Here is a 15,315-nt window from a genome sequence, read left to right as displayed (position 1 = left end):
TGAAGGTACGGCATGATCCTGGTACGGTTCAACCGCCCCGCCGCCCTGAGTGACGATCCATCAGACTTCCGAGCGTGGGGGGTACTTGGACATTGAATCGTCCCTTACTGCCATGAGTGGTGTGTTTCGCTGCGTATGAGGAATCAGATGCCAGGCACCCGCGCCCAGCGGACAACTCACAGGTCCGCCCCGCGCAGATCTCTCCGCACGTCCTTCGCCGTGCCCTTCGTCGTCCCGGCCCTGTGCCTCACGGGACTGTGGGGCTACACGGCGACCGGGCTCGTCGACGAGCGGATGCAGGTCGGCGCCGACGTGGACCGGCTCGTCTCCGTCGGCCGGCCCGCGCACGGTGTGCTGGCCAGCCTGCAGGACGAACGCCGTCTCACCGCCGTCTGGCAGGCGGACCGCACACCTGCCTCCCGCGCCGTCCTGGACAGCGCCCGGGGCAGGACCGACGCCGCGATCGACGACTATCGCAGCGCCGCGCCGCCCGCGCTGGACACGGACGCGCTGAAGAACCGCGCCACGGCGCTGGACAAGGCGCTGGGCAAGCTCGCCGAGCGCCGCAAGGCGATCGACGCGCGCAGCCTCTCCGTCAACGACGCCTTCCAGTACTTCACGGACACCGTCACCGACGCGGCGGGCGTGCTCTCCGCCGCCACCCGGACCGGTGACGGGGCCGTCGCGAACAGCGTCGCCGCCGCGGCCTCTTTGGTGCAGGTCACGGAGATGCTGTCGCGGGAGGACGCGATGATCTCCGGGGCTCTCCCGTCCGGCCGGATGGCCGCCGCCGAGCGCGCCCGGTTCGGCCAGTACACGGCGCTGCGCCGGGAGGCTGCGGGCTCCATGCACGCTCCCGACCTGCCCTCCGGCGGCGCCGCGTACGAGGACGTCACCGACAGCCGGCCGTGGAAAGAGCTGGCGTCGGTCGAGGACGCCGTGGCCGCCGCCGGCGACAGCGAGCTGCCGGACCGGGCCACGGCCTGGCCGGACGACGCCGGCAGCGTTGTCAAAGACCTCCAGGAGCTCAACTCGGCGTTCCTGGAGGACCTGGCAGAGGCCGGCTCGGACCGCGCCGACGGCCTGCTGCTGGGCGTCGCCCTCGGGAGCGCCGGCACCGCGGCCGCCCTCGGGCTCGTCGCCGTACTGGCCCTGCGCGTACGGCGGTCCGTGCTCGGACGCCTCTCGGAGCTGCAGCGCAAGGCCGAGGACCTGGCGAACCACCGGCTGCCGGAGGCGCTGGCCCGGCTCGAGCGGGGCGAACCGCTGGACCCGGCCCAACTGCCCGCCCAGGGACAGCGGACGGGCGACGAACTGGGTCGGCTCGACGCGGCCATCGAGCAGCTGGCCCGGGTCGCCGCGGAGACCGCGGTCCGCCAGTCCCTCGGCCGCGAGGGCGCGGAGAAGGTCTTCGCCAAGCTCATCCGCCGTACCCAGACGCTGATCCACCGCCTCATCTCGCTCCTGGACGACCTCGAGCGCAAGCACGAGGACTCCGACCTGCTGAAGGACATCTTCAGGGTCGACCACCTCGCCACCCGCGTGCGCCGCCACTCCGAGAACCTGGTCATCCTCGGCGGCTCGCCGCCCACCCGGCGGATGACCGCGCCCGTCTCCATCACCGACGTGATGCGCAGCGCCGTGGCGGAGACCGAGCACTACACCCGCGTCAAGGTGAAGAACCTCCCGCCGGGACGGCGGGTGTCCCTCGCGGGCCGGGCCGTCGCCGACGTCACCCACCTGCTGGCCGAACTCATCGAGAACGGGACCAACTTCTCGCCGCCGGACACCCAGGTGTTCGTCAGCGCGACGAAGGTCGCCAGGGGACTGGCCCTGCACGTCGAGGACCACGGTCTCGGGATGCCGGAGGAGCACCGCGCCCGGGCCAACCGGCTGCTGGTGAACCCGCCCAAGCTCGACATGATGACCCTGGGCGAGGACCCGCGGCTCGGCCACTTCGTGGTGGCCAGGCTCGCGGAGCGGCACAAGATCAAGGTGGAGCTGCGCGAGTCCGTCTACGGCGGGACGCTCGCGATCGTGCTCGTGCCGACAGCGCTGCTCGACGAGCAGGACTCCCCGCTGATGGAGCACCTCAAGTCGGCGGCCGCGGAGCCCGAACCGCAGCCCACGCCCGCGCCCGCCCCGCCGCCCGCGCCCGAACTCCACGCGGAGGTCCGGGTGCCCGCCATGGCGGGCGGCGCCGCGGCCCCCGCGGTGCAGGACAGGCCCCGCGACACCCAGGGGTACCCCGAGTACGGAGGTGCAGGTCTGTTGCCGGCCGTATCCGCTCACCAGCCTCCCGGTCCCGGCCCCGGTGCCGGGGTCATGCAAGGGGCACCCGCTCCGGTCCGGACTCCGGCGCCCGCCCCGGCTCCCGTTCCGCCTCCGGCGCCCGCCCCGGCCCCGGCCGCGGAGTGGCTGCCGCCCCAAGGACATCCCGAGCCCGAGGCCGCGCCTCCCGGGCCCGTCGGCCACGGGGACCCCCGGGCCGGTTCCTCGCCCCTGACGACACCCCGCGTGCTGCCGCAGCGCACCCGTGGCGCCAGCCTGGCGCAGCAGTTGCGCAAGGAGGCAGCCGAGGCGGAGGGCGAGGCTCCCGACGACGAGAGCGGCGGCCTGTCCCCCGGCGAATCGGCCCGCACGATGATGGCCATCCAGCAGGGAATGAAGCGGGCCCGGAACTCGGACACCGACGAGTCGGCTGGCGCGGACGGTCAGGCTCAGTCGCCCGACCCCAGCGCCAACTAACTGTGAGGGAAAGACAGTAATGACTGAGCAGGTAAGAGCCACTCCCCAGCTGGACTGGCTGCTGGACAGCCTCGTCGAGCAGATCCCTGAGATCCGCTGCGCCATCGTCCTGTCCGGGGACGGCCTTCTTATCGGTAAATCGAAGGGCCTCGCCCGGGACGACGCCGAGCATCTGTCGGCGGTCGGATCCGGCATGCACAGCCTGGCCCGTGGCGCCGCGCGCCACTTCCACGGCGGCGAGGTCCAGCAGACGGTCATCCAGATGGACAAGGCGTTCCTGTTCGTCACCGCGGCCGGCCGGGGAGCGAGACTGGCCGCGATCGCCTCAGAGGAAGTGGATGTCGGGATGATGGCGTTCGAAATGGGCACGCTCGTCAAGCAGGTGGGCAAGTACCTCAGCGCCGCACCCCGCGTGCAGGCTTCCTTCCACGGTCATATCCAGGATGCCTGAGGCGCCGTGGCACGACGACGACGAGGGGGCCGGACGCCACGTCCGGCCGTACGCCATCACCGGCGGCCGTACCCGCCACAGCCAGCACGCCTTCGCGCTGATCACGCTCGTGGTCACCAAGTCGCTGGACGACGCGGGACACGAGCCGCTGGAGCCGGAGTCCGCCGAGATCCTGGCGATCTGCCGGGAGCGCGCGGTGGCGGTGGCGGAGATCGCCGCTCACCTGGATCTGCCGGTCAGTGTGGTGAAAGTCCTCTGCGGGGACCTGCTGAACTCCTCGTTGATCCTGGTCCAGTCCCCGCCCGACGAGTCTGAGAAGCCGAGCGTGGAACTCATCGAAAGGGTGATGGATGCTATCCGCCAGCTCTGAGCCGGTCATGCCGACGGCTCTGAAGATCCTCATCGCGGGCGGCTTCGGCGTGGGCAAGACCACCATGGTCGGCTCGGTCAGCGAGGTGCCTCCCCTGGAGACCGAGGAGCGCATCACCGAGGCCAGCTACGGGATCGACGACCTGGCGGGTGTGGAGGGCAAGCACTCGACCACCGTCGCGATGGACTTCGGTCGGATCACCGTCTCCCCGCAGCTGGTGCTCTATCTGTTCGGCACCCCCGGCCAGGACCGTTTCTGGTTCATGTGGGACGACCTGGCGCTGGGCGCGCTGGGCGCCGTGGTCCTGGCCGACACCCGGCGGCTGGACGCCTCGTTCGCCTCGGTGGACTTCTTCGAGGAGCGTCAGATCCCGTTCGCGGTGGGCGTCAACTGCTTCGACGGCAGACGGGAGTGCACCGCCCAGGAGGTCAGATCCGCGCTGGCCCTCGACCCCGCCACGCCCGTCATGATGTGCGACGTCCGCGACCGCGGCTCCAGCAAGGCGGTGCTGCTCGCGCTGCTGGAAGCGGCGAGGGCGCAGGCGTACGCCCGGATGACACCGGCCGGACGCTAGTGTCCCTGACGACCGGGCCGCCGCCCGCCGGAACTCCCGTGGCCGGCGGCCCCGTCACGCGAAGTTGACGAGACGGATGTAGCGCACCCAGTCCCAGAGCGGACCCGGGTCGGTGTGGGTGGCGCCGGGCACCTCGGAGTGGGCGATGATGTGCGCCCGGTCCTTCGGGATGCCGTACCGGTCGCAGATCGACGCGGTGAGCGCCGCCGACCGCTCGTACATGGCATGGGTGAAGTACGCGGGCCGGTCCACCCAGCCCTCGTGCTCGATGCCGATGCTCCAGGTGTTGTAGTTCCAGTTGCCCGCGTGCCACGCGACGTCGCGCTCGCGTACGCACTGCGCGACATGCCCGTCGGACGAGCGCACCACATAGTGCGCCGAGACCTTTTTCGCGGGGTCGCGGAAGATGCCCAGGGTGTCGGCGTAGTTCTCCTGTGTGACGTGCACGACGACGTACCGCACCGGGTAGGACGACGGCCTGCTCGAAGCCGTGAAGTTGGCGGAGGAGGCCGGAATCCACTCCGCGGACGGGTAGTCGGGACTGGCCCGGACGGCGGCCCGCGCACCGGGCACGGCGAGCAGCGCAGGGGCGGACGCCGCGACGGCGGCGCCCCGGAGCACGGTTCTGCGGTCCATGCGGGCCATCTCCTGGTGGGGGAAAACACGGGAGTGCGGCAGGACAAGGCCCGGCAGAGCCTCGCGGCCCTACGGTACTGGCGGCCGAGTGGCCTGCGGAAGGACACGTCGGCCGCCAACTGTTATTGATATGAACGGCAGTTGGGGCTCAGGCGGTTCGGAACACGGTTCGAAACCCGGTCCGTCGCACGGTGTGTCACGCGGTCCGTCACGCGCTCTGGGTCAGCGCACCCGCCAGCGCCTCCGCGGGATCGGCGGAGGCCGGGCCGGCCGGCGCCCACCCGCCCCGTTCCTTGCGGAACGGCCACCACTGCCCGTCCGGGCCCAGGCGCAGTTGCGTCCCGGCGCCCACCACCGTCCAGCGGGCCGGCCCCGCGGGACGCAGCCGCGGCCGGTCCGCCTCCGCGACCTCCGCCCAGGCGGCCGCGAGCGCGTGCGCCGCCCGGGCCTGCTGCGCCGCGTCGGGAGTGAAGTCCTCCTCCAGCGCCGCCAGTCCGGCGGCCTGGCCCAACCGCCATGCACAGACGGCCAGTTGGGCTTCGGCGCGCGTGCGCCCCGTCCCGGCGGCGAGCCGGCCGGCGATCACCGGACCGGGGATCGACGCGGCCATCCGCACCGCGTCCCGGTCCCGGGTCAATGCCGGCTCCACCGGCTGCTCGTCATGACCGGGTGCGAGCGCCTGCGCCAGCATGAGCCGGGCGCGCGCCGCCGCGTCCGCGACGAGGAACTCCAGTGCCTCGGTGTCGAGTCCGTCCCCCGGAGGCGTCGGCGTGCCGAGGGCCGGCGCGGGTCCGGGCTCGTCGGGCAGCGGGGGTGGCGCGGGCAGCGGCGGCAGTATGCTCCCCGCCCCGAACGCCTCGTCCGCACGCACCCCGCCCGCCGCCGGCTCCTCCTCGGCCGCCGGCTCCGCCGCCCGCGCCGCGCTCCGCGACTGCAGTTCGTCCAGCACCCGGCGCTCCCCGCGTCCGCGCATCAGCAGCAGTACGAACGGGTCCTGGTCGAGCAGCCGGGCCACCTGGTAGCAGAGCGCCGCCGTGTGCGGACAGTGGTCCCACGCCTCGCACGTGCACTCGGGCTCCAGGTCGCCGATCCCCGGGAGCAGCTCCACACCGGCCGCGGCGGCGTCCTCCACCAGATGCGGCGGCATGTCCCGGTCGAGCAGCGCCGCGATGTGCCCCGCCCGGTCCGTGGCCATGTCCAGGAACCGTTCCCACTCCTGCTCGCCGAGCTCCTGGAGCAGCACGTCACTGCGGTACGCCGTGCCGTCGCGGTCCCGTACCACCGCGGTGATCCGTCCGGGCCGTACGGTGACCGCCCCGACCGAGCCCTGCCGGGCGTGCCGGCGGCCCTTCTTCAACTGCTCGCCGTCGAGCGCCGTGTCCTGCAGTGCCTTGATCCAGGCCAGGCCCCACCACGTCTGCGCGAAACCCCGGCCCTGGGCGGGCGGCAGCGCGTCGAAGGTCCGCTCGAGGCGGTCCGGTCCGTCGGATGCGTTCATCGTCCAGCTCCCCGCAGTTCCACCAGCTCGGCCAGTTCGTCGTCGGTCAGTTCGGTGAGGGCGGCCTCTCCGGAGCCGAGGACCGAGTCCGCCAGGTCCTTCTTCCGTTCCAGCATCCGGGCGATCCGGTCCTCGATCGTGCCCTCGGCGATCAGCCGGTGCACCTGCACCGGGCGGTCCTGCCCGATCCGGTAGGCGCGGTCGGTGGCCTGCGCCTCGACGGCCGGATTCCACCAGCGGTCGTAATGCACCACATGCTCGGCCCGGGTGAGGTTCAGGCCCGTGCCCGCAGCCTTCAACGACAGCAGGAACACCGGGACGTCACCATCCTGGAAGCGGGCCACCATCGCCTCCCGCTCCGGCACCGGGGTGCCGCCGTGCAGGAACTGCGTCGGCACGCCGCGTTCGGCGAGATGCTCTTCGAGCAGCCGGGCCATCCGCACGTACTGGGTGAAGACGAGCACGCTCGCGTCCTCGGCCAGGATGGTGTCCAGCAGTTCGTCGAGCAGCTCCAGCTTTCCGGAGCGGTCCGCGATCCTGGGCCGCTCCTCCTTGAGGTACTGCGCCGGGTGGTTGCAGATCTGCTTGAGCGAGGTCATCAGCTTCACCACCAGACCGCGCCGCTCCATGCCGTCCGCCTCGGAGATCGCGGCCAGGGTCTCGCGCACCACCGCCTCGTACAGCCCGGTCTGCTCCGGTGTCAGCGACACGGCCCGGTCCGTCTCGGTCTTGGGCGGCAGTTCGGGCGCGATGCCCGGATCGGACTTGCGCCTGCGCAGCAGGAACGGCCGGACCAGCGCGGCCAGCCGGCGGGCGGCCGCCGGGTCCGCGCCGCCCTCGACCGCCTGCGCGAAACGGCTGCGGAACGTGCCGAGCCGCCCGAGCAGTCCGGGGGTGGTCCAGTCGAGGATCGCCCACAGCTCGGACAGGTTGTTCTCCACCGGCGTGCCGGTGAGGGCGACCCGTGCCTTGGCGCCGATCGTGCGCAGCTGCCGGGCGGTCGCCGAGTACGGGTTCTTGACGTGCTGCGCCTCGTCGGCGACGACCAGGCCCCACGCCGCCCCGGCGAGCCGCTCCGCGTCCAGCCGCATCGTGCCGTACGTCGTCAGGACGAACTCGCCGTCCGCCAGGCCCTCCAGGGAGCGTGCGGCGCCGTGGAAGCGCCGTACGGGGGTGCCGGGCGCGAACCGCTCCACCTCGCGCTGCCAGTTGCCCATCAGGGACGTCGGGCAGACGACGAGGGTGGGGCCGGCGGCGGAGGCGTCGGTCTGCCGGTGCAGATGGAGCGCGATGAGCGTGATGGTCTTGCCGAGTCCCATGTCGTCGGCGAGGCAGCCGCCGAGGCCCAGGGACGTCATCCGGTGCAGCCAGTTCAGGCCGCGCAGCTGGTAGTCGCGCAGGGTGGCCGCGAGCGCCGCCGGCTGGGCGACCTCCTGCGGCCCGCCCTCCGGCTCCGCCAGCCGCTCGCGCAGCCGCTCCAGCGCCCCGGACGCCGCCACTTCGACCGTCCGCCCGTCCACCTCCGCGGACCCGGTCAGTACGGCGCCGAGCGCGTCGACGGGGGAGAGCTTGCGGTCCTGGCTCTCCCGGGCGCGCCGCGCCTCGGCCGGGTCGATCAGCACCCACTCGTCGCGCAGCCGCACCACCGGCCGGCCCGCCTCGGCGAGCCGGTCCAGTTCGGCGCGGGAGAGCTGGTGGCCGCCCACGGCGAAACGCCAGTCGAAGGAGAGCAGGGCGTCCGCGGACAGGAAGGACGGCAGGCCGGACGAACGCACGTCCCGGCCGTCCCCGTCTCCGTCCCCGCCTCCGCCGGGCGGGCCGATCACCGCCCGTGCGGTCAGCTGACGGGCGAAGTGCCGCGGCCAGTGCACCTGGACGCCGGTGGCCGCCAGCGCGCGTGACGCCTCGCCCAGCAGCTCCGTGATCTCCTCGTCGGCGAGTTCGACGGCGTCGGGCACGGCGGCCTGGAGGAGGGGCGCCAGCGCCGGCCAGGCGTGCGCCGCGCGGCGCAGCGCCAGGAGCGCGTCCAGCCGGGCCCGCGGCCCGAACCCGGCCGCCGCGGCGGTGGCGTTGGCCCACACGTCGGCGGCGTCGGCCACGAGCGCGGGGTCGTTGACGCTGTGGATCTGCAGGACCGCGCGGAACGACGGCGCCTCGTCCGCCGCTTCGGCACCCGGGCCCGTCGGTTCGATCCGCAGCGAGAGGCGTACGCCCGCGTCGTAGCCGGCGGCGATGTCCGCGGCCCAGGACCGCAGTCCGGGCAGCTGCTGCGGCTCCGGGGCGGCGAACGCCGGGCCCCCGGTGGCCAGTGGCGCGGCGGGCGAGCGGGGCAGGCCGTCCGAGACCGCGTCGAGGAACCGGCGCAGCAGGCCCTCCGGTTCGGGCACCAGCAGCGTCCCCGCCGACGCGTCCAGCGGCACGGCGTGCGCGGCGGGCGGCATGGAGGCCGCCAGCGTCCGCAGCCGCTCCAGGTCCTCGGCCGCCAGCGGGCCCGCCCGCCAGGCGTCCCGGTCGGTGGGGCTCAGACCGGGCAGCAGCAGTCCGCGTGCGGCCAGTTGGAGCGCCAGCACGGCCGCCGCGCCCCAGAAGGCCGCGGAACCGGACGCGCCGGCGGCGGCGCGGGCCCGGGTCAGCACCGGCAGCGCGTCCCGTACGGGCAGCAGCAGCGCGGGTACTTCGGCGGTGCGGACGCCGTCGGTGACGACGGTCAGCGACCCCAGCGCGGCGTCGTCGACGGGCAGTGCGCCGCCGTCCGGATGCCAGAACGCGATACGGCCGGTGCGGGCGGGGTCGCCGGGGAGGAACACGGCCGAGCAGGGGATGAGTGCGGAGGGCGCGGGCAGGTCGACATGCACAGCGATGATGTGTCCTCAAATTTGACTAGTGCGAAGGCCGAAGCGCCGAGGGTACAGCACCCCGCCCTGTTCAGGTCGTCCGGAACCGGTGACATGGCTCACTCCGCGGCCGTGCCCCGTCTGCCGTACCGTCAAGGGTGGAGTCAGCGCCACCCCGGGCAGCGGGATTGCCCCCGCAGGACCCGGGTGGTGGCGCCATCGCCCAGAAGGGCCCCCGGTCCATACGTTTGTCAGGCCGGAGCAGTCGGACAGTACGCGCATCCGGCGCACCCCCGCTTTTCGCGCTCGCGCGTATCCGGCGCACCCGTCATCCACAGACCGGAGACCCACCATGCCCCAGGGCACCGCCCTCCTCGTACCGCCCCCCGCCCCTGCTCCCGCCCGGCCCGCCGGCAGTGAATTCGGACCGCTGCTGCGGACCGTCAAGGAACAAGGGCTGCTGGAGCGCCGCACCGGCTGGTACGCGCGCGGCATCATCGTGAACCTCGCGGCGCTCGCCGCCGTCGTCACCGGCGTGGCGCTGACCGGCGGCTCCTGGTGGGCCCTGCTCCTCGCGCCCCTGCTGGCCCTCTTCTCCACCCGCGCCGCCTTCTTCGGCCACGACGCCGGACACGCGCAGATCGCCGCGGAGCGCCGCACCAACCGGTTCGTCCAGCTGATCCACGCCAACCTGCTGCTCGGGATGAGCCAGGAGTGGTGGAACGACAAGCACAACCGGCACCACGCCAACCCGAACCACCTCGACAAGGACCCCGACGTCGCGGCCGACGTCCTGGTCTTCAACGAGAAGCACACCGCCGGCCGCGCGGGACTGAGCGCCTGGCTCACCCGTCACCAGGCGTGGCTGTTCTTCCCGCTCACCACGCTCGAGGGCATCGCGCTCAAGGTCTACGGCTTCCGGGCCGTCTTCTCCAAGAACCCGGGCGGCCGCCAGTCCCGCCGGGAGCGCGTCGTCGAGGCCGCGCTGCTGGTCGCGCACGTCACCGCCTACGGGGCGCTGCTGCTGACCGTCATGCCCGTCGGACAGGCCGTGCTCTTCGCGCTCGTGCACCAGATGGTCCTCGGCCTCCACCTCGGCATGGCCTTCGCCCCGAACCACAAGGGGATGGAGATGCCCGACGAGGAGACCGGCAAGTCCTGGGGCCATCTGCGCCGCCAGGTCCTCACCTCCCGGAACATCCGCGGCGGCCACGTCACGGACTGGTTCCTCGGCGGTCTGAACTACCAGATCGAGCACCACCTCTTCCCGAGCATGCCCCGCCCGCACCTGAAGCTCGCCCAGCCGCTGGTGCGTGCGCACTGCCGGTCGCTGGGTATCCCCTTCACGGAGACCGGGCTCGTGGAGTCGTACCGCCAGGCACTCGCCCACCTGCACGAGGTCGGCGCGCCGCTGCGTGCCGCCGCGTAGTGCCGCACCGCGGAACTGCCGCATAGTGGAACTCTGGGGCGAGTGCGCACGTTCTTCACAGCAGGAGCGGCCACGGCCGCGGAGGAGGCGTCGGAAATGACGACACGTACGAAGATCGTGATCGGGGGAGTGGCCGTCGGCCTGCTCCTGATGCCGCTGCTCGGATTCTGGCTCTCGCTGCTGGTGGTGCTCGGTTTGCCGGCGGTGGCGTACCTGATGCTCGACCCGAGCCAGCGCCGCAGGCTGCGGCGTGTGTCCCGCAAGGAGATCGGCCGCTGACCACCGCGCCGGCGACCCGCTGACCCAAGGCACCCGGCCCTCAGGGCCCGGGTGCCTTCGCGTTCGCCGGCGCACGCGTCCTACGAGGGGTGGACGGCCACCTTCTCCAGCGCCTCCAGCAGCCCCGGCAGCTGCGGGCCGCGCCCCACCGGGACGACCTCGCCCGGCTCCTCGTCCAGCAGCAGGAAGGCGATGTCGTCGGTCCTGGCCACCAGCGACCACCCGGGGCCGTCCGCACGCAGCGTCCTGGCCCCGCCCGGCGCGAAGGACGAGCGCACCCGTCCCGGCGGCGGTGCGGACTCCACGTACGACCGGGCCTCCTCCAGAACGCGGCGGACCGTCTCACGCGGCGGCGCGGGCTCCGCGGTCCCGGCCCCCGTCGCGTCGGGCGCGGTTCCGGCCGCCGCGTCGTCGATCCGGGCCCGCCACTGCGTCCACTGCAGCGCCACCTCGTCCGCGCCGAGCCGGCGCTGCGCGGGGCCCCAGGTGTCCGGGTCGGGCGGGGCGAGCGGCGCCCGGTCGCCCTCCTCGGGGACCGGGTCGTGCGGCGCCGGCACCCCCGGCGCGGCGACCGCGACGGCCAGCGGCCAGCCCGGCAGCGCCGCCACCATGCTCTGCTCGTCGGGGGAGAGGTCGTAGTCCATCCCGCAGTCCCACGAGGCGATGGCGACGGCGACGAGCGACACGTCGTCGACCACGACCGTCCAGCGGGCCCCGTCGGAGCTCTGCCCGAGGACCAGCCCGTACCCCTCGGCGTACGGCTCGAGGCCCAGCGCCTCGCAGGCGGCCGGGTAGTCGTCGCCGAGCACGCTCGGGAACTGCGCGGCTGTGAGCAGCACCGCGGTCAGCACGTACAGCGAGTCGTCGTCGACGGTGTCTTCCGCGCCGGCCACGGCCACCTCCCCGCCCATCGTTTCGTCGGCGCACCTTAACCAGTGGGTAACCCGCACGTCGAGGGTGGGCGGCGGCTAATTCGCGCCCAGCGCCCGCTCGGCCCGCTCCGCCCGCGGCAGGCCGAGCAGCTCCCTTGCCACGGCCTCCACCGGCACGTTCCGCTCCCGGGCGAGCGCCGTCACGGCACGGCAGGCGAGCTCGTTGAGACCGAAGACGAGCGCGTCCGGATCGACCCACCCCGCCGCCTCGCTCATCCGCTCGTCGTCGTCCGCCACGCACGCCGTCACATACGTCGCGGCCGCCTCGAACATGTTGTGCTGCCGGGAGGGCGCGTCCGCCTTCGCCGGGGCGGGACGCGAGGCCATGAAGCTACGGAGCCGAGCTAGCACGGGGACCACCTTCTCCATGGCGGCAGCCGCCGCCGACTTGTGAAGCCTCCTATTTTCGCACCGCGCCCGAACGCTGACGAGAAGGCCTCGGAGCCTTCCTCGCCTACCGGTCCCGCGGCTCCAGCGTGTCGAGGGTCTCCCGGAGCCATCCGAGCTCGGCCGCGGTCGTGGCCCGCGCGACGGTGAGGATGCCGCGCCGGAAGGGGTCGTCCAGCTCCTCCGCCCGCAAGGGCCGTCCACCGTCGTAGAAGAAGCTCGCCGGCTCCTCCAGGAAGGCCAGCCGGCGGCGCAGCACACGTGCCTGCGCCGCGCCGTCCGTCAGATGCCGCAGGAACGCGAGCACGGTGAACCAGCGGTTCTCGTCCGTGATCTCGGCCTCGGCGGGCTCGGCGAGCCTGCGCAGCAGCTCCCGCCGCCCGCTGTCGGTCAGCGTCAGGACGTGGCGGGGCGCGGCGACGGCTCCGGGCCGGGTCTCCCGGGCCAGCAGTCCCGCCTTCTCCAGCCGCTTGATCGCCGGGTAGAGCGTGCTCTCCGCCACCGGCCGCACATGACCGGTCAGTGCGGCGATGCGTTTCCGCAGTTCGTAGCCGTGCAGCGGTGTCTCGTAAAGGAATCCGAGGATGGCGAGCTCGAGCATGCCCGCATTCTGCCGCACCGGATCGCCGGGGTTGTATTTCCGTAGCGCTATACATCGGTGCCGATGTATAGTCTCGGATCTCGGGACCACCGGGCGGCGAACAGGGGAGTGGCAGTGCGGCAGACCGGCTTCGACGGACGAGGTGGCATGATCCGGTGGACGGAGGCCGCCGGCGGCGGGGTCCCGCGGGTGTACGTGCACGGACTGGGCGCCGCGTCCGCCCCGTACCACGCGCACATCGCCGCGCGGCCGGCACTGGCGGGCCGCCGTTCGCTCTTCGTCGATCTGCCGGGCCACGGGATCAGCGACCGGCCGGCCGAGTTCGGGTACACCCTCGAGGACCACGCGGCGGCTCTGGCGGCCGTCCTCGACACGGCGGACACCGGCCCCGCGGAGATCGTCGGCCACAGTATGGGCGGCGCGGTGGCCGTCGTCCTCGCGCACCGCAGGCCGGACCTGGTCGCCGCGCTCACGCTCACCGAGGCCAACCTGGACCCCGATCCGCCGAGCACCGCGGGCAGCAGCGGCATCGCGTCGTGCACCGAGGACGAGTTCGTGCACGGCGGCGGCTTCGACCGGGTGCTGGAACGGGGCGGTCCGCTCTGGGCGGCCACCATGCGGCTCGCCGACCCCCTCGCACTGCACCGCAGCGCCACGGGTCTGGTCCGGGGCACGCGGCCCACCATGCGCCGGATGCTCATGGCTGCCGCGGTCGACCGTACCTACCTCCAGGGGGAGCGCAGCGGTGAACTGCCCGGCCACGACGAACTGGTGGCCCACGGCGTGCGGGTGGTGACCGTCCCGGGTGCGGGCCACAACGTCATGTTCGACAATCCGGACGCCTTTGCGGCGGCGCTCGCGTCGCGCTGAGCACGCCCGCCCGGCCGTCCCGCGTCGGTCAGCCTGCCGCGGCTGGAGGCTCGCGTACCGCCAGGGCGAGGAAGCGGTCGTCCTCGTCGGTGTAGGAGGTGAGCCGCCAGCCCGAGCGGGCGAGCAGGGGGCGCAGAGTGGGCTCGGCGCGGAGGTCGTCCGGGGTGATCTGCCGGCCCTGGCGTGCGGCGAGCGCGGCCCGGCCGATCGGGTGGAACAACGCCAGCAGGCCGCCCGGCCGCACCACGCGGGCCAGCTCACGCAGGTTCTCCGCAGGCTGCGCCAGGTGGGAGATCAGCCCGGCGCCGAAGACCGCGTCGAGCGCACCGGTGCGCAGCGGCAGCCGGGCCACGTCGGCGAGCAGCAGGTGTCCGCTGCGGTCGCGTCCCGCGCGCCGGGCCGCGGACAGCATCTCGGGTGTCAGGTCGCAGCCGAGGACCGTGCCGGACGGGCCCACGGCCGACCTCAGCGATTCGAGGGCGCGGCCCGTGCCGCAGCCCGCGTCGAGTACGAGTTGACCGGCGCGCAGCCCCATCTCGCCGACGGCGGCGGCATAGGCGGGGCCGTCGTCGGGGAAGCGGCTGTCCCAGTCGGCTGCCCGGGCCCCGAAGAACTCCTGCACCCGGGTGTGGTCGTCACTGCGATCGTCGGCCATGGCCACCATGATCCGCCATGGGCGCCCGGGCCGTCACGGCCGGCCGTAACCCGCCCGCCGCCGCTCCGTACGCGGTCCACTGCGCACACGTTCGAGCGCGGCACGATCGTTCAGAAACATCTCTCTGTCATATTTCGCCAGCTTTCGAACTGCGCCCCGAACGCGCTCCCCCTTGGGGGTTAGCGTCCCTGACTCATGGGACACCTGGACCACGCCGCCTTCGGCCTGCTGACACCCGCGCTGTCGTACCTGATGGCTGTCGTCGGCGCCGCCCTCGGGCTGCGCTGCACCGTGCGCGCTCTTTCGGCCACCGGCCGATCCCGGCGCAACTGGCTGATCACCGCCGCCTCCGCCATCGGCACCGGCATCTGGACGATGCACTTCGTCGCCATGCTCGGCTTCGCCGTACGCGGCACCGACATCCGCTACAACGTGCCGCTGACCATCGTCAGCCTCGTCGTCGCGATGCTCGTCGTCGGCGGCGGTGTCTTCTGCGTCGGCCACGGCCACGACCGGATCGGGCCGCTGCTGATCGGCGGCCTCTCCACCGGGATCGGCGTCGCCAGCATGCACTACGTGGGCATGGCCGCACTGCGGTTGCACGGCACCGTGCACTACGACCCGCTCCTGGTGGCGCTGTCCGTGGTGATCGCGGTGGTCGCCGCGACCGCGGCGCTGTGGGCGGCACTCAACATCAAGTCGCCCGTCGCGGTGGCCGCCGCGTCGCTCGTCATGGGGGCGGCCGTCAGCAGCATGCACTACACGGGAATGCTCGCCGTCAGCGTCGAGGTCGCCCCGGGCGCCGGGGACCTGGCCGGGGCCACCGCGATGCAGTTCATCTTCCCGCTCACCGTCGGTCTGGGCTCGTACCTCTTCGTCACCGCCGCCTTCGTCGCACTGTCCCCGGCGGCCGGCGAACGCGACGCCTCCACCTGGGCGGCGTCCGATCCCGCGTCCGATTACGCGTCCGGTCCCGGGGCCCCGGCCGCGGCCACGCCCGCCACGAACACCACCACCGTCTGACGTCCGCCGGCCGTCGCCACGCCCAGGT

General features: G+C 73.2%; 15 protein-coding genes. 8 read left to right on the top strand and 7 right to left on the bottom strand.

What is annotated here, in order from left to right:
- The first annotated feature begins 147 nt into the window (after positions 1-147).
- Genes ACWD01_RS14690 through ACWD01_RS14675 form a run of 4 tightly spaced genes read left to right on the top strand, consistent with a single transcriptional unit; the run spans position 148 to position 4,143 of the window.
- Positions 148-2,748 (top strand): sensor histidine kinase, encoded by a 2,601-nt coding sequence (locus tag ACWD01_RS14690; RefSeq protein ID WP_451161663.1) that lies wholly within the window; start codon positions 148-150, stop codon positions 2,746-2,748.
- Positions 2,749-2,767: 19 nt separating this feature from the next.
- Positions 2,768-3,199 carry a roadblock/LC7 domain-containing protein gene (locus ACWD01_RS14685; RefSeq protein ID WP_356893462.1) on the top strand — a complete coding sequence of 144 codons (432 nt, stop codon included), beginning with the start codon at positions 2,768-2,770 and terminating at the stop codon, positions 3,197-3,199.
- Entirely contained in the window at positions 3,192-3,569 is a 378-nt protein-coding gene (locus tag ACWD01_RS14680) for a DUF742 domain-containing protein (protein WP_451161661.1), read from the top strand. The genes ACWD01_RS14685 and ACWD01_RS14680 overlap by 8 nt, the downstream gene beginning before the upstream one ends.
- The gene (locus ACWD01_RS14675) at positions 3,550-4,143 is read left to right on the top strand and encodes a GTP-binding protein (RefSeq protein WP_451161659.1); all 594 of its coding nucleotides are present in this window, start codon (positions 3,550-3,552) and stop codon (positions 4,141-4,143) included. The genes ACWD01_RS14680 and ACWD01_RS14675 overlap by 20 nt, the downstream gene beginning before the upstream one ends.
- 54 nt (positions 4,144-4,197) lie before the next feature.
- Here the strand turns inward: ACWD01_RS14675 and ACWD01_RS14670 are convergent, their stop codons facing one another.
- From ACWD01_RS14670 to ACWD01_RS14660, 3 genes are all read right to left on the bottom strand, one after another.
- Entirely contained in the window at positions 4,198-4,779 is a 582-nt protein-coding gene (locus tag ACWD01_RS14670) for an N-acetylmuramoyl-L-alanine amidase (protein ID WP_451161657.1), read from the bottom strand.
- Between the two features lie 208 nt (positions 4,780-4,987).
- Entirely contained in the window at positions 4,988-6,277 is a 1,290-nt protein-coding gene (locus ACWD01_RS14665; protein WP_451161655.1) for an SWIM zinc finger family protein, read from the bottom strand.
- Positions 6,274-9,132, bottom strand: a complete 2,859-nt coding sequence (locus ACWD01_RS14660) for an SNF2-related protein (RefSeq protein ID WP_451161653.1) — start codon at positions 9,130-9,132, stop codon at positions 6,274-6,276. The genes ACWD01_RS14665 and ACWD01_RS14660 overlap by 4 nt, the downstream gene beginning before the upstream one ends.
- A gap of 331 nt (positions 9,133-9,463) precedes the next feature.
- Between ACWD01_RS14660 and ACWD01_RS14655 the strand changes: the two genes are divergently transcribed.
- Both ACWD01_RS14655 and ACWD01_RS14650 read left to right on the top strand, forming a co-directional pair.
- Entirely contained in the window at positions 9,464-10,540 is a 1,077-nt protein-coding gene (locus tag ACWD01_RS14655; protein ID WP_451161651.1) for a fatty acid desaturase family protein, read from the top strand.
- Between the two features lie 96 nt (positions 10,541-10,636).
- Entirely contained in the window at positions 10,637-10,819 is a 183-nt protein-coding gene (locus tag ACWD01_RS14650) for a hypothetical protein (RefSeq protein WP_451161649.1), read from the top strand.
- A gap of 80 nt (positions 10,820-10,899) precedes the next feature.
- On the opposite strand, the gene ACWD01_RS14645 is transcribed toward ACWD01_RS14650, so the two are convergent.
- From ACWD01_RS14645 to ACWD01_RS14635, 3 genes are all read right to left on the bottom strand, one after another.
- Entirely contained in the window at positions 10,900-11,712 is an 813-nt protein-coding gene (locus ACWD01_RS14645; protein WP_451161647.1) for a hypothetical protein, read from the bottom strand.
- A gap of 75 nt (positions 11,713-11,787) precedes the next feature.
- Positions 11,788-12,120, bottom strand: a complete 333-nt coding sequence (locus ACWD01_RS14640; RefSeq protein WP_451161645.1) for a hypothetical protein — start codon at positions 12,118-12,120, stop codon at positions 11,788-11,790.
- An 85-nt stretch (positions 12,121-12,205) separates the two neighbouring features.
- Complete coding sequence (locus ACWD01_RS14635) at positions 12,206-12,739, bottom strand: PadR family transcriptional regulator (protein ID WP_451161643.1); 534 nt, start codon at positions 12,737-12,739, stop codon at positions 12,206-12,208.
- A 114-nt stretch (positions 12,740-12,853) separates the two neighbouring features.
- Between ACWD01_RS14635 and ACWD01_RS14630 the strand changes: the two genes are divergently transcribed.
- Positions 12,854-13,609 (top strand): alpha/beta fold hydrolase, encoded by a 756-nt coding sequence (locus ACWD01_RS14630; RefSeq protein WP_451161641.1) that lies wholly within the window; start codon positions 12,854-12,856, stop codon positions 13,607-13,609.
- A gap of 28 nt (positions 13,610-13,637) precedes the next feature.
- Here the strand turns inward: ACWD01_RS14630 and ACWD01_RS14625 are convergent, their stop codons facing one another.
- The gene (locus ACWD01_RS14625) at positions 13,638-14,264 is read right to left on the bottom strand and encodes a class I SAM-dependent methyltransferase (RefSeq protein ID WP_451161639.1); all 627 of its coding nucleotides are present in this window, start codon (positions 14,262-14,264) and stop codon (positions 13,638-13,640) included.
- Positions 14,265-14,459: 195 nt separating this feature from the next.
- On the opposite strand from ACWD01_RS14625, the gene ACWD01_RS14620 reads away from it, so the two are divergent.
- Positions 14,460-15,287 carry an MHYT domain-containing protein gene (locus ACWD01_RS14620; RefSeq protein ID WP_451161637.1) on the top strand — a complete coding sequence of 276 codons (828 nt, stop codon included), beginning with the start codon at positions 14,460-14,462 and terminating at the stop codon, positions 15,285-15,287.
- Positions 15,288-15,315: the final 28 nt, after the last annotated feature.

Source organism: Streptomyces sp. NPDC002835, assembly GCF_053591995.1.
Note: the sequence above shows the minus strand (reverse complement) of the source record. Positions and strands in the feature narration are given on the sequence as shown.

What these genes read in the sequence shown, in the direction of transcription:
- ACWD01_RS14690 (WP_451161663.1), top strand. Translation starts at nt 148, where the DNA reads ATGCCAGGCACCCGCGCCCAGCGGACAACTCACAGGTCCGCCCCGCGC.
- ACWD01_RS14685 (WP_356893462.1), top strand. Translation starts at nt 2,768, where the DNA reads ATGACTGAGCAGGTAAGAGCCACTCCCCAGCTGGACTGGCTGCTGGAC.
- ACWD01_RS14680 (WP_451161661.1), top strand. Translation starts at nt 3,192, where the DNA reads ATGCCTGAGGCGCCGTGGCACGACGACGACGAGGGGGCCGGACGCCAC.
- ACWD01_RS14675 (WP_451161659.1), top strand. Translation starts at nt 3,550, where the DNA reads ATGCTATCCGCCAGCTCTGAGCCGGTCATGCCGACGGCTCTGAAGATC.
- ACWD01_RS14670 (WP_451161657.1), bottom strand. Translation starts at nt 4,779, where the DNA reads ATGGACCGCAGAACCGTGCTCCGGGGCGCCGCCGTCGCGGCGTCCGCC.
- ACWD01_RS14665 (WP_451161655.1), bottom strand. Translation starts at nt 6,277, where the DNA reads ATGAACGCATCCGACGGACCGGACCGCCTCGAGCGGACCTTCGACGCG.
- ACWD01_RS14655 (WP_451161651.1), top strand. Translation starts at nt 9,464, where the DNA reads ATGCCCCAGGGCACCGCCCTCCTCGTACCGCCCCCCGCCCCTGCTCCC.
- ACWD01_RS14650 (WP_451161649.1), top strand. Translation starts at nt 10,637, where the DNA reads ATGACGACACGTACGAAGATCGTGATCGGGGGAGTGGCCGTCGGCCTG.
- ACWD01_RS14640 (WP_451161645.1), bottom strand. Translation starts at nt 12,120, where the DNA reads ATGGAGAAGGTGGTCCCCGTGCTAGCTCGGCTCCGTAGCTTCATGGCC.
- ACWD01_RS14635 (WP_451161643.1), bottom strand. Translation starts at nt 12,739, where the DNA reads ATGCTCGAGCTCGCCATCCTCGGATTCCTTTACGAGACACCGCTGCAC.
- ACWD01_RS14625 (WP_451161639.1), bottom strand. Translation starts at nt 14,264, where the DNA reads ATGGCCGACGATCGCAGTGACGACCACACCCGGGTGCAGGAGTTCTTC.
- ACWD01_RS14620 (WP_451161637.1), top strand. Translation starts at nt 14,460, where the DNA reads ATGGGACACCTGGACCACGCCGCCTTCGGCCTGCTGACACCCGCGCTG.